At 39.5% G+C, this 14,022-nt stretch carries 12 protein-coding genes; 4 read left to right on the forward strand and 8 right to left on the reverse strand.

Annotation, left to right across the window (positions count from 1 at the left end; all coding sequences use genetic code 11):
* Nucleotides 1-250 precede the first annotated feature (250 nt).
* Nucleotides 251-1,303, forward strand: coding sequence for a sugar phosphate isomerase/epimerase family protein (locus tag AAH582_RS13675; RefSeq protein WP_343318029.1), 1,053 nt, complete (start codon nucleotides 251-253; stop codon nucleotides 1,301-1,303).
* A gap of 34 nt (nucleotides 1,304-1,337) precedes the next feature.
* Nucleotides 1,338-2,495, forward strand: coding sequence for a Gfo/Idh/MocA family protein (locus AAH582_RS13680; protein WP_343318031.1), 1,158 nt, complete (start codon nucleotides 1,338-1,340; stop codon nucleotides 2,493-2,495).
* A 65-nt stretch (nucleotides 2,496-2,560) separates the two neighbouring features.
* Here the strand turns inward: AAH582_RS13680 and AAH582_RS13685 are convergent, their stop codons facing one another.
* The 6 genes from AAH582_RS13685 to AAH582_RS13710 form a co-directional block, all read right to left on the reverse strand.
* Nucleotides 2,561-3,784 carry a retropepsin-like aspartic protease gene (locus AAH582_RS13685; RefSeq protein WP_343318032.1) on the reverse strand — a complete coding sequence of 408 codons (1,224 nt, stop codon included), beginning with the start codon at nucleotides 3,782-3,784 and terminating at the stop codon, nucleotides 2,561-2,563.
* Between the two features lie 107 nt (nucleotides 3,785-3,891).
* Nucleotides 3,892-4,431 (reverse strand): helix-turn-helix domain-containing protein, encoded by a 540-nt coding sequence (locus tag AAH582_RS13690; protein ID WP_343318034.1) that lies wholly within the window; start codon nucleotides 4,429-4,431, stop codon nucleotides 3,892-3,894.
* 67 nt (nucleotides 4,432-4,498) lie between these two features.
* Entirely contained in the window at nucleotides 4,499-5,503 is a 1,005-nt protein-coding gene (locus AAH582_RS13695) for a YihY/virulence factor BrkB family protein (protein WP_343318036.1), read from the reverse strand.
* A gap of 65 nt (nucleotides 5,504-5,568) precedes the next feature.
* Entirely contained in the window at nucleotides 5,569-6,849 is a 1,281-nt protein-coding gene (locus tag AAH582_RS13700) for a hypothetical protein (protein ID WP_343318038.1), read from the reverse strand.
* 311 nt (nucleotides 6,850-7,160) lie between these two features.
* Nucleotides 7,161-7,793 (reverse strand): response regulator, encoded by a 633-nt coding sequence (locus AAH582_RS13705; RefSeq protein ID WP_046672850.1) that lies wholly within the window; start codon nucleotides 7,791-7,793, stop codon nucleotides 7,161-7,163.
* A 12-nt stretch (nucleotides 7,794-7,805) separates the two neighbouring features.
* Nucleotides 7,806-10,052 carry a tetratricopeptide repeat-containing sensor histidine kinase gene (locus tag AAH582_RS13710; RefSeq protein ID WP_343318039.1) on the reverse strand — a complete coding sequence of 749 codons (2,247 nt, stop codon included), beginning with the start codon at nucleotides 10,050-10,052 and terminating at the stop codon, nucleotides 7,806-7,808.
* 151 nt (nucleotides 10,053-10,203) lie between these two features.
* Between AAH582_RS13710 and AAH582_RS13715 the strand changes: the two genes are divergently transcribed.
* Complete coding sequence (locus AAH582_RS13715) at nucleotides 10,204-10,533, forward strand: DMT family transporter (protein WP_343318041.1); 330 nt, start codon at nucleotides 10,204-10,206, stop codon at nucleotides 10,531-10,533.
* A 53-nt stretch (nucleotides 10,534-10,586) separates the two neighbouring features.
* A complete protein-coding gene (locus tag AAH582_RS13720) occupies nucleotides 10,587-11,885 on the forward strand; it encodes a DEAD/DEAH box helicase (protein WP_343318042.1) in 1,299 nt (432 codons plus the stop codon).
* Nucleotides 11,886-12,025: 140 nt separating this feature from the next.
* Here AAH582_RS13720 and AAH582_RS13725 read toward each other — a convergent pair whose 3' ends face one another.
* Complete coding sequence (locus tag AAH582_RS13725; RefSeq protein ID WP_343318044.1) at nucleotides 12,026-13,120, reverse strand: SGNH/GDSL hydrolase family protein; 1,095 nt, start codon at nucleotides 13,118-13,120, stop codon at nucleotides 12,026-12,028.
* An 84-nt stretch (nucleotides 13,121-13,204) separates the two neighbouring features.
* Nucleotides 13,205-14,020: a 3-deoxy-8-phosphooctulonate synthase gene (gene kdsA, locus AAH582_RS13730; protein WP_046672855.1), complete on the reverse strand. Its 816-nt coding sequence runs from the start codon at nucleotides 14,018-14,020 to the stop codon at nucleotides 13,205-13,207.
* Nucleotides 14,021-14,022 lie beyond the last annotated feature (2 nt).

Here is a 14,022-nt window from a genome sequence, read left to right on the forward strand (position 1 = left end):
TATCTTGTTTAGACGAGGCATTCTTATATTATTTGGAAAGCGTAAGAATGGATCGTCTAGACAAGTTTAAGGTTTTTTTTTGATTTTATTGCAACCGGTTGCAAATTTTTGTAATATTGTATTAAACAAGCAGGTAGCTTGGATAACCAAATTATAATAGTATAAACGACAGACGCAGCCATTTCTTTAAACGTATTGGAATATTGATCTGTTTTGTACATAACGTAGTCTTTTTCTAAACGCAATACATATGACAACAATTAAAGGCCCTGCCATCTTCCTCGCGCAGTTTATCGGTGATGAAGCGCCATTTAACTCCTTGGACTCTATCTGCCAGTGGGCTGCAGCACTTGGCTATAAGGGTATACAACTGCCCACCTTGGATGCCCGTTTTATCGATCTAGAAAAAGCAGCGCTCGATAAAAGCTATGCACTTGATCTAAAAGCGAAAGTACAGTCTTTCGGATTGGAAATTACCGAACTTTCAACCCATCTCCAAGGGCAATTAGTGGCTGTAAATCCAAGTTTCGATGATCTATTTGATGCCTTTGCACCACAGCATTTACATGGTAATCCTCAAGCACGACAACAGTGGGCGATCCAGCAATTAAAATATGCCGTACGAGCTTCCCACAATCTCGGGCTTAAAGCGCTGGCGACCTTTAGTGGAGCTTTTCTATGGCCATTTATATACCCTTGGCCACAAAGACCCGCTAAATTGATCGAAACAGGTTTTGCTGAGCTTGCAAAATTATGGTTACCCATTCTTGATGAATGTGACCTGTATGATGTCGACCTATGCTATGAATTACACCCTGGAGAAGATCTCCATGACGGTGCTACTTTTGACTTATTTCTCGAAAATGTAAATTATCACAAGCGGGCAAACATTCTCTATGATCCCTCCCATTTTGTCCTTCAATGTCTTGACTATCTTCAATTCATCGACATTTACCATGAACGAATTAAAATGTTCCATGTTAAAGATGCTGAATTCAATCCTTCTGGTCGTCAGGGCGTCTATGGTGGCTTCCAGAGCTGGCAGTCAAGAGCCGGTCGTTTTAGATCAATCGGTGATGGACAAGTGGATTTCAAATCCATATTTACCAAACTCACACAATATGATTATCAAGGCTGGGCAGTACTGGAATGGGAATGTGCATTCAAAAATGCTGAAGATGGTGCACGGGAGGGCGCGCTGCATATTAAAGACTATATTATCCGTGTTACTGATAAGGCATTCGATAATTTTGCTGCCGTCGAAACCAATGATAGCCTTAACCGCAAACTATTGGGTTTGTAATTACGAAAGATATCCTCATTAAAAAATCAACTTTATGCGCAATACAAAACTAAAAATGGGCATGATCGGCGGTGGAAAAAATGCATTTATAGGGGCTGTACATCGCATGGCTGCTGGAATTGACGGTCAGATTGAATTATGTTGCGGAGCACTGAGTGCTGATCCACTTGTCGCAAAAGAATCCGCTGCGCTTTTAGGGCTTCCAGAGGAAAGGAGCTATGGAAGTTATCGGGAAATGATTGTCGAGGAAAGTAAACGTCCGGCGGATGATCGCATGAACTTTGTGAGTATCGTCACGCCCAATTTTGCTCATTTCGAACCAGCAATGATGGCGCTGGAACATGGCTTCCATGTCGTGCTTGAAAAGCCGATGACTCTGACAACAGAACAGGCCGAATTGCTCCAACAAAAAGTAGCGGAAACTGGACTAATACTCTGTGTCACATACACCTACTCTGCCTATCCGATGGTGAAACAAGCCCGTCATCTTGTCAAAGAGGGCCAATTAGGTTCGATTAGAAAAATTATGGTCGAGTATCCGCAGGGATGGCTAAGTAAGATGATCGAAAATAGTCCTTCTCTGGCCTTCTGGCGCACAGATCCTGAAAAGAGCGGAAAAAGTGGTTGTATGGGCGATATTGGGACACATGCTGCCCACCTAGCGGAATATATCTCCGGTTTAAAAATCACTAAAATGTGTGCCGATCTTCAAACATTTGTGACCGGAAGAAAGCTTGAAGATGACGGCAACATATTACTTGGATTTGAGAATGGAGCCACCGGCGTACTATCGGCATCCCAAGTTGCTGCAGGAGAAGAAAATGCGTTAAAAATTAGAGTATATGGTGAACTTGGGGGATTGGAATGGAACCAGCAGGATGCAAATACACTCATCTTTAAACAGCTCGATGCGCCAATCCAGCTATTTCGTGCAGGTCAGCAGTACCTTTCACCAATCGCCAAACATAACATTCGTCTACCGGCCGGTCACCCCGAAGGATATATCGAAGCATTTGCCAATATTTATAGAAATTTTGCAGCCACACTATTGGCATCAATGCAAGGTATAAAGCCGCGAGAAGAAGATACTGATTTTCCAACTGTAGCTGATGGTCTGCGTGGCATGAAGTTTCTAGAAACTGTAATTGCCTCGGGAAAATCCGAACAGAAATGGACCGATTTTATTCGTTAGATACATACTTGCCATAAGTAGCCAATGTCATTTGCTCCCTGAACAAACGGCATTGGCTGCTCACTTTAATTTTTCTGCATTGACTGAGACATCTGTTTTAAATACCCCTCATAGTTTGAATAAGGTTCCTTGATCCTGCTGTTTGGTTTCAGGTAAAGAAATCCTTCCTGATTATCCAAAATGACATTAAAATGGTTAAGAATCTGGTTTCCGAACAGGCTTGGTCTGCCATTCGGTTTGAGTGGATCAGCGGCATTCGTCACAATATCTTTAAACTCCACGCCAGCTATTGAAGCATCCAAACGAATAATTTTTCGATTACTGATCATGGTAAGCGGCGATAGATCATTCCAATTATGGCCTATACCGGTAAAATCTTCCCCTAACAGCATCGTACCATCACGACCTGTATCAAAAAGGAACCAAAAATCGTAGTCTCGTTGGTTATGTCTAAAAGCAGCTTTAAACTTGGGTCGGTTTTGCTCATAGTATACAGGAAGCTTTGTATATTTCTTTGCTTTAGTGGGGAGATCGCGATGAATTACCAATTCCATTTTGTCATAATCGATTTCAATAATGTGATTTCGAAAGAAACTGTTGCCAATAATAAGATCTTCAAAAGGCTTCATATTACCGACCTCTGTAATTGACACGTTTTTCCAAACAATCGGCCCAACACGCAATTGATTGCCCAGGCTTGTCCGCTCGCTCTTGACCCCATCGGTATTCGCAACCGTCGTAAACGATGAAAATGATAAATCCAACCGCTTTGGGCTATTTTTGTTGACAACACCAGTTCCGGCTCCTAAATCAAACTGTATCGTAATGTCTTTTTTGTTAATTGTACCATTCAGGAAAATCCGTGAGCCAATAAGACGAAACGGTATCCGCATCGGAAATAAATTACTATTATCCATTGTGGGTAGATCCGGCGGTAATTGAGCGCTTATACGAACGTGACAAGAATCCGTTCCATTCAATAGTACTATGAAATCATACATCGCGCCGGGTTTAGTCATCACAGTCAATTCTTCCTGATCTGTTTTAAAAACAACTGTACTTTCTTTTGTTGGAATATTTACGAAATAGACGTCGGGATCTGCCTTGGGATCTAATTTCCAGTCAACATGGCAATAGGCGCCATCTGTAATACCGACTTTCTCAGATGAAGCTTTGATCAAAGGAATCTTAGCTTGCGGAAAGACGTTCGTCATCGTACAAAAAGAAAGAATAATAGCAAAGGCAGCCAAAGCAATGTGGCTTTTGTTCTTTTGATAATCTGTTTTCATAATTTTGCATTTTTTTTCAAGATCAAAGAAAAAAAATACCAACAGAAGACTATCCTTTTACAGCCCGACAATGCCCCGACAGCTACCCGACAATTGTATAAAAGTACCTATAAAATACTTATATCGGGCAAAATGCGTGCGTGCCCACCTTTATTTAACCCGATTGCATTTCGCAGAATAACGATTATATTTATAAGTATCCAACATAACGGAATAAGCAATTTCACATTGCTTTTAACACCCAGCCAATCGTTGAGTATGAAAATAATAAGCATCAGTAAAACGGCAACTAAAGTCGATACGATTTGAATTGAGATTAACTGGCGAACCTTATATGAATGCTGTTTTTTGAAGAGCATAATTGCGACAGGTACCAAAATATTTAATGGCGGCAATATAGAAAAGGGTAAGGAAGACAGGTTGATAATCTTGATCCATGTCAAGTTTTCTGACTCAAGAGGTATATCATACGCAGAAAACTCCGATTCCTCCACATTCAATGCCTGTGCAAGTGCGCGAAGGGTGTAGCCCTTTGGCGACTGCCCCGCTTCAATCCGCTGAATTGTTCTTACTGAAATATTTGATTTTTGCGCTAGTTCCTCTTGTGTTAAATTGAGTTTCTCACGTAATGATTGTAATTTGTTCATAAACAATAGATCGATCTTACCATCAAATTTACAGAATTTGGTGGTAAGAATTCAGTAAATCTAATGTTTATGCTTTCTTGGGGATCGTAGTATCCTCTTCGGTAATCGTCTGCTCCTCTTGTGTTAACGGGGCCGGAGGTATTTCGGTTACATTACGCTCAATTTCCTGCGTTTCAACATGCACGGCATATTGCGAGGGCTCAATAGGGATTCCCATTACCGTGGCATACTCCCTTGTGTATATTGCACCAAAATATAAAATAGCTGCTGTGTAGTAGACCCAAAGTAAGATCAACACGAATGAACCTGCCGCACCATAGGTATCTTGCGTTGCAGAATGCTCCAGATAGACTCCAATTAAATAACGTCCCAATACAAATAAAATTGACGTGAATAAGGCCCCCGCCCGTACGGTCCGCCAATGTATATTCACATCCGGAAGTGTTTTAAATATGACACTAAATAACAAGAATATAATTCCAAAAGACAGTGCAAAGTTAATCCCATCCATTAACATTACGGTCACATCCGGAAAATAATGCTGTAGCTGATCTGTCAACGCCAATATCACACCATTTACGATGAGTGTAACGACTAATAAAAAGCCCAATCCAATCACCAAAGATGAAGACAACAATCTATCCTGAATCAATTTTAACCAGCCTTTTTTCGGCTTTGCCCTTACATGCCAAATTTTGTTAATCGAATTCTGTATATCGCCAAAAACGGTCGTTGCTCCTATAACCAATGTAATAGTACTAATAAGCAAGGCCAGATTTGACTTTCCCGAAAGTTGTAAATTCTGAATAACTTCTTGAATCTGTTTTGCAGCGTTGCTTCCGACCAAACCGCGGAGTTCCAGGAATACTCTCCCTTCAATCGCATCCTCACCATAAAAAATTCCCGCTAAGGCAATGATTAAAACCAATATGGGACCAATGGAGAAGACAGTATAATAGGATAATGAAGCACTATACTTCATCGAATCCTCATTCAAAAATCCGGCGACCGTACTCTTTAAAATTCGCCAATAGGTTTTCACCTTACTTCTACTTTTAGTTCGTTTATCCATGTTTTTGTACTTTGTACTCCAAAACAAACCATTTAAAAGCGAATAAAGTTTGTAATTAGGGCGTTTTAATGCGAGTAGTCTGCTATAGTTCCCTGGAGAACCAAGCGATTGCGGTCTACAACTTTCAGACTCAGCGTAATGTCTGAAGCGATCGTTTTCAATAATAGAATCGGTGATATTTTAGCCTCATTTGGCCAATCCGCCAAATGTACTGCCACATGCGATAGCTCAACTGTCTTATTGTAAGCCACCTTAAGTTTATCAATATCCGTTGAGGTGGACAGTACACTAAATCCCTTATCTTGTTTTTGAAACCAGTGATAAAATAATTTACTAGGGAGGAATCTGCTTATGTTGTTATCGCCACGCATGGCTAATCTTACCTCAGGGACTTTCGTTTCGTAGGGTGTTTTCTCTTCGATCGTTTCGAAATTTTCGTCCACCGCATAATTAATAATGGTGTCTGTTTGAATGATTTTGTTTTTCAAAATTTCAATATCGACGTAATTTCCATCCAAATGTGCTATAATAGAATCAGCGGCAATAGGGAGTTCGCTAAAGAGTTGTTTTACCTGATTTTTAAGTCCATTATTGGGGATATTGATCCAAGCTTTACCAATGTAGTTTGTGGAAACCAGCTCTCTAACAACATATTCATTCGGAACGTTCCAATCTGTTGAGAAAAATTCGCCGGATACCTCGACATGGTCTCCTTTCAAGTCAAGTTCAATAAAATTATCTGTTGAAATATCACTATAACGCAGTGATTTACCGGTCAATGTGCTTGGACGATTAATAAATTGTTCTATGGTAACCCAATCTTGTTTTGATTGAATTAGCTGAAGCATTTCGTTCTTTTTTGTGTCAAGATCAAAGCCTAGACTTATCAGCAGATCATCCCCTTTCCAAATAAAGGCGATTTTACCCGGTTGATGATAGGCATAACTCACATCAGGAGCTAGATTAGTTTCTACCGTATCAACCTGTATCACATCCTTCATAAAGGTCAAAAATTGTTGTTTATCCTTTAGCTTGAAAAAAGCATAAAAGTTTTTTGAGTGGGGCTCCAAAGCAAAAAGAAATACATTCGCTTTGATATCAATTCCATTATCTCTCAGTTTACTTAGTTTTTTACCAAAATCCTGTCCCTCTTTCGGCGCTGACTGCCATTTATTAAAAAACTGATTCAACAGGATATCATCCAACGATACGGTCAACAGAGCTTTACTTTTTTTATGGACCAATGATTTATAGGATTCTTGCTGTCGCAGTATGTACCCACCCCAGGCGACAATCGCCAACAGTACGAGGAAAGCTATCGTCCAAAGCATTATTTTTTTAATCATAACAATTGAATCAGTAATTTTTGGTAGTTTATCTTGTAAAGACCTATCTGACAGACCCCTCAACTAAGAAATCAGATTCCGCAGTATTGAGTTCCCGAAGAAAAACCTAGATTTGAAATTTTGTTCTGAAACCTATTCGATTTAAAATAGAGCAATGAATCAAAGGCTGAAACAATACCCTCTCTTAAAAGAGCGTAAACACCAGATTTCAGCAATGCACTTGATACCTCCCATTTTAAATCAATAATAGCAAAAGTATCAAATGCATAGGGATCTTTTCATCCCTGAAATCAGGGAATTGGGGAATCTAATTAGGTCTCCCGGATTAATCCGTATTCTATAGCGGATTTTACTGCAGCAGTAACACTTTTGGTTTGAAATTTTTCCATTAGATTTTTGCGATGGCTCTCTACCGTATGTGAACTGATGAACAATGAATCGGCAATTTGGTTTGTTGTCATTCCTTGCGCCACGAAAGTAAGCACTTCTCTCTCACGACGTGTCAATTTTGGCACCTGCTTAAGCCCCATTTCCACTTTCTTGTTCAGGATCGCCTGCGTTTTCTCACAGAGATACCTTTTGCCGACAAGAACAGCGGAAATGGCCGCAAGTATTTCATCACCGTTTGCATTTTTCTGTAAGTAGGCATTGGCACCTTCATTTAAAATACTGTTGATTACAGCAAATTCATTGTGAACGCTAAAGGCAATAATCTTTAAATCCTTGTTGCTTTCCTTCAAGCCTTTAACCAGATCAATACCGTTAGCATCCGGCAGGTTGATATCGAGCAGCAATACCAATGGCATATCAGCAGGAATACGATGGAACAGTTCAGTCGCACTGGAATACATGCCCACGACTTCAAAATCTTCATGTGCATTTATAATGTTTTTCAATCCCTCAAGTAGCAAAGGGTGATCGTCTGTAATTGCTATTTTAATCATTTTTCCAAAAAGTTAAATCATGGGTAATTCCAATTCTATGGTTGTACCCCCTCCTTTCTCCGACACAACCTTCATTTCCCCATGTAGAAACGAAAGTCTTGATCGCACATTATGCATTCCCGCAGAATGCTGCAAATCGACACTTTCCATATCAAAACCCTTGCCATCATCTTCAATAGTAATATGTAAACGTTTATTATGTGAAGAAAGCTGTATTAAAATGTTGGCCGCATTAGCATGTTTCAACGCGTTATTCACCAATTCTTGAATAATTCTGTACAAAGAAATTTCCTGTTCCGTGCTTAAGGTTGATTCAAATTGTAAAAATTCACATTCTACTTGACATGTCGATTGACTCATTCGGTTTGCATAGTCTCTTAAAGTTTCTTTCAAACCATATTTTACAATTAAATCTGGCATAAGATTATGTGCAAGTCGGCGAAGTTCATCTACAGCCCCATCCAGCAACTCAATACTTCGATCGATACCTTCTTTCATGGATTCCTGCTCCAATACATTTTTATTGATGGCTGATAATCCCATTTTGGTACTTGACAGCAAACCTCCTAATCCATCATGCAGGTCGCGAGCAAGACGGGTACGCTCTTTCTCTTCCCCCGCCAACATTGCAGTCAGGTTTTTAATGGCATGTTGTTGATTATTCTTTTCCATCTCCAGCTCATGCAAATACTCCTTCTGTTTCAAGGCCTTTGAACGTTGCCAATATGCATAAAACAGCAAAACAATAACAACCAAACAACTGACAAACAACCAGATATAAATTGAATTCATTCGTGATTTAAAGGCAATTTGCTTTTTTGACACATCAAGTTCTTGCAAGCGCTGTTCATTTTCTAGTTGGCTTAATTGCAAATCCTGTTCCTTTTTATCCCGTTCAAGTTGGAGTACCTTGAGCTGTTGTGTTCGATTGAGTTCATTTAATTTCAAATTCTCCACCAGTTGATGTTGTCTATCGTTCAAAGCTTTCATCAACTTTATTTGTTGTTCCTTTTTTTCTCCCTCCAGTCGAAGCCGCATTAATTTCTGGTTTTGTAATTCTCGCTCAAACTTCAGCTCCAGTTGTTTGGTCTTGTCCAGTTTATCCGAATTAAATGCTTTTTCAAATACATCTATATAGCTTTTTTGATAATTGAAAGCCTCTTCATATTTACCTTCTTCAACGCTTACTTCAGCCAGCCTGCTAAATAGGCTTAACCCGACTTGATAATCGTAATGGGGCTCTCTTTGAAGATTGTATAGTGCCTGTTGCAGATATTTTTTTCCTTCCTCTCGATGCCCCGCTTTGAAAGATTCATCAGCGAGGATACCGTAAGCAGGTATAGTAATAGCATATTGCCCCGTTTCTGCTGCAATATCTAAGGCCTGTTTCGCATATGATATTGCTTTTTTACCGCTATTGTCCGGATAAAACTCATGGTACAGATTCGCTAAATTAACAGAAACATACGCTAGATCAGTCGGATTAACCAAATTCTTCTCATTATCTTTAACCAAATGATAGGCCTCAAGGTAATGATGCTCGGCTTTACTCAATAAATTGCGATCGGTATTATTTGATCTATACTCCTCCTCAAATAAATAACCGGCTTGCATATAGGCATCAAATAAACTATTGATATTTTTTCCTTCCTTAGCCGTTTCCAGCAAAAGTGTTGTATACTTCTCCTGGAAATCATAGTTACGCTGGTTTGCATAGATCGCTGTAAGCTCCTTATAAACAGCCAATTTTCGGGCGATATTTGCCTCAGTCTGTGGCGCCTTCTCCAAAAATGAAATTGCTTTATGGAATTGGGAAACAGCCTCATCCTCTTTATTCTGTCGTGTCATAACCCACCCATCACAATAATGAACATACCCCTTTATTCCATTATCGTTAACTATGGGGAGTACAGATTTAGCATGTTCTAAATAATAACGTGATTTTTCAAATGCATGATCGTTAAAACTGTTCATGGCAGCAATACAATTCAAATAGGCATAATATTGCTTGTCAGGATAATTTCTGGCCAACTGAATATTATCATTAAGCAATTGACTAGCCAGCGCTTTCTCATTATTAAAATATAAAGCCTGTGCATATTTTCCAGTTAGTACAAAACGCTCCCTGCTCCCTAATGGAAGACTGTAATACGATTTTTTTAACTCCTGCAGTTGTTCTTGGGCAAAAACAGTACAACAGGCGCTTAAAAAGATAAAAAATATCAGTACCGATCTCCAAAAATTTTGAATATGCCCCATAAAAGATAAATGCTCTAGCTATGTGAATTGGCCAAACTTAGATAAATTTACCCTTATACGCAATTCATTATCTCTAAGATAACGTAACTTCTCGCTGTTATTGACCTCATTAACCAAAACTTATCAAATTAAAAATTGTACCTTTGTAACAATGAAGTACATCTATCTTTTTCTTGCCATAGCCGCTGAGATATTTGCAACCACTTTCCTAAAGAAATCTGCAGGTTTTACGCTTATAAAGCCTACCCTGATCTGTATTGTCGGTTATATCATTGCCTTCTATTTTTTAAGTATCACACTTAAATACCTGCCGGTAGGAATATCCTATGCAATTTGGTCTGGCGTTGGTATTGTAGCCATTACGCTGATTGGTATGTTCTTATTCAAACAGGTTCCCGATACAGCAGCTATTATCGGCATGGTTTTGAATGTCGTTGGCGTCATTATTATTAATCTCTTTTCAAAAATGGGCGCACATTAGCTGATCTAAGATCTAAATTTGTATTTTTGTAACTTACATAAATAAAAGGATACGTGTCGTTAGAGAAACTAAAACTTAGCAAAAGATTGACTGCTACGATGACCGAACTCGGTTATCTGGCTCCAAAGGAAATTCAAAGTAGATGCATTTCCAGAATTCTTGGTGGACAGGATGTGATTGCCATCGCTCCGGAAGGTGCTGGTAAAACCACAACTTATGTGTTATCTACCTTGATGAAGTTGAAATTCACAACAGATGAAGCTCCGAAGTTTTTGATCTTGGCGCCAAATGAAGAACGTATCGACGAAATTGTTGAGAAATTCTACCAATTAAGCAAAAATAAAGGTCTTCGTATCATCGGATTGCGGGCTTCAGGCAGCATGGAAGAGGAAATCGAAGAACTAGTTGACGGCAAGGACATTGTTGTGGCAACGCCAAATCGCGCGAGAGCCATTTACCTTAAGTTGGCATTGAATCTCAACCGTATTCAGACATTAATTATCGACGACGCCGAAGAGATTATCAAACAGGGTATGCAAAATCCTGTACGCGAACTGGCAGAAAGCTGTGGCAAAGTACAACATTTAATATTTAGTACTGTCGAACATCAAAAACTTTACGACATGGTCGACAATTACATGAATGAAGATTATGCCGTTATCGAGGTTGATGAACTTGAGAATGACCAAGTGGACACCCTAGATCTATTATTATATCATGTACCTAATTTCACCACAAAGATCAATCTATTGAATCTTCTACTTCAAGATAAGGAGGTATTTCAAAAAGTAGTCGTCTTTGTAAACTCAAAACTTACAGCCCAAAAACTCGCCGGCAGTCTATTTGCTACTAATAAAGAAGAAATTGCTATCCTCAATCCATTGTTCTACGATGATTTTGGCTATGAGACGATGGAAGATTTCAAGGATAATATCCAATCTCGGGTCTTAATAATTGCACGGGAAAATACAAACGATGTTGACCTTTCCGCTGTTCCATTCATTTTTCAATTTGAGTTACCGAATGAAAAGGAAGAATTCTTAAATCATCTTGTTAAAAATGAGGAAAATGAAGAAACTGTCGTCCTTACTTTCACAACAGATCTGGAATTACCCATGGTTAAAAAAATAGAACAGGCCGTCGGTAAAAGAATGGATGTTTTGGAACTGCCTGAGGATCTTGTAATCTATAATCCCATCACCGACAAAAAGAAAAAGTCGAGCAAGGAGGAAGATAAAGAAGATCTTTCCCGAGGTGGCGCATTCCACCAAAAGAAAGAAAGCAATGCCAAAACCTTTAATTATGGCGGTGGCGAAAAGGCAAAAATGACCATGAAAATGAAAAAGAAATAAAAAAGGGAAGTTTAAAACTTCCCTTTTTTAAATAACAGCATGCTGTTATCATTTTATCAACAAATCCCTTTCATACACAATTTCCCTTCGATGAGGTAAATTCGAAATACTGCTACGGTGAAGTCCTTGTTTACTGTAGTTTACTTGAGAATTTTCTTCAACAATTTAATATACGCATTTGCGATTCTTTCCATACCTTGATCATTTGGATGAGCGTAGTCAACGGTCGAATTCAGATCCAGATTAAGGTCTTGACTCGACAATAAGAAAAGCCGACGTATTCCTTTTGATTGTAATTTTTCAAAAGTCGCCTTCATCACACGGCTACTTTGCTGGTATTCCGCATTTTTATCTTCATTAAAGACTTCGGCTATGCTCCCCGAACTATGCTGTGTCAAAATAATGGGTGTCGTCGGATGTTCTTTTCTTAAAAATGTCACCGCATTGACCAACAGTGAATCCAATTGCTTTTCTGTTAGCGACTTTGAAATAGCAAGATTAGGAATACAATCCAACACATAACAGGCAGCATCTACACTATTCATCACATTCAAAATCGGTTGTTCCAATCGACCGTTACCAGAAAAGCATAAGTTGATCATTTCATGGTCGAACGCACGTCCCACTTGGTTGGTCCAAGCTAAGCCTGGGCGACTGGTGCAGGCCCCCTGTCCAATCGAGGTTCCATACACAACAATAGGTTTGGCTGCTGTGGTATGGGTATACGTTAATTTAGCGGTATTTGGCACACCAATCTTTAACCACTTAACCGTATTGTATAGCGGAAGATATAAGCGGTAATTAAATTTTCCATTGCGCCCTATATTCTTCCATGTATAAGAAATGGTATCCGAAAAATCATAATTGCCATAAGCCCATTTCCATTCCTTGTTTACAGTATCATAAGCATAAAGATCCAGCCCACTGACACCTGTTGTAGGCATATGGGGCATATTTAAACCGCCAGCAACCTGGTATTGAACCTTAATCTCAGACGAAGTAGTTTGAAAGTCAATATAGAATCCCGCACTATTCTTCCCCAGTTCCCACACAGGTTTACGTACTTGACTTTCCAGTTCATCCGGAAGCCTGTTGAAGGCTGAAAGCTTCTGATTCTCCAGCCTACCTTCCACATGCTTATCTTCTAGTGGAGAAAACCAACTATAATTCTCCTGCGCTTTGATGGCAGAAAAAGACAACAGCAAAAACGCTGTCAACGCAACTTTTGAGAACATACAATAATTTAGCTTTAAGTTTGATCGAATTGATTATAAAAAAGGAGCCTATTGGCTCCTTTCTATTGCGATTTATTTATTATACTATAAAATAGCTTGTCTAACTCGGACCAGTTTTTCCATCAAGCCTTCAAGTAAATCCAAATGTAACATATTGGCGCCATCAGATTTCGCATTTGCCGGATCAGGATGTGTTTCTATAAACAGGCCGTCGGCTCCCACCGCGATTGCAGCTTTGGCTATTGTTTCAATTAATGCTGGTTTCCCTCCTGTTACGCCGGAAGTTTGATTCGGTTGTTGCAGGGAATGTGTGCAGTCCATCACAGTGGGCACGTTAAAAGAACGCATTTCGGGGATCCCGCGATAATCTACAATGAGATCCTGATAGCCGAACGTATTGCCACGATCAGTTAAAAAAACCTTCTCATTTCCAGATTCCACGATCTTATCCACTGCAAATTTCATAGATCCGGCGCTCAAAAACTGACCTTTCTTTACATTGACCACCTTGTTTGTTTTTGCCGCCGCAACCAATAAGTCAGTCTGTCTGCACAAAAATGCCGGAATTTGAAGAACGTCAACGTATGCGGCTGCCATTTCCGCCTCATGGCTCTCATGGATATCCGTCACCGTAGGTACACCAAAAGTTTTCCCAACTTTCTCTAAAATCTTCAGCGCCTTCTCATCACCTATTCCCATAAATGAATCTAGGCGGGATCTATTGGCCTTACGGTAGGATCCCTTGAAAATGTAAGGAATATTTAGTTTATCTGTAATTGTAACAATCTTTTCAGCAATACGCAAAGCGATTTCCTCTCCCTCAATTGCACATGGCCCCGCCATTAAAAAGAAATTCTGCGATGTCCCATTCTTTATTTCGGGAATGTATTTATTAATCATAT

Origin of the sequence: Sphingobacterium multivorum, from assembly GCF_039511225.1 — a bacterium.
Lineage (GTDB): Bacteria > Bacteroidota > Bacteroidia > Sphingobacteriales > Sphingobacteriaceae > Sphingobacterium.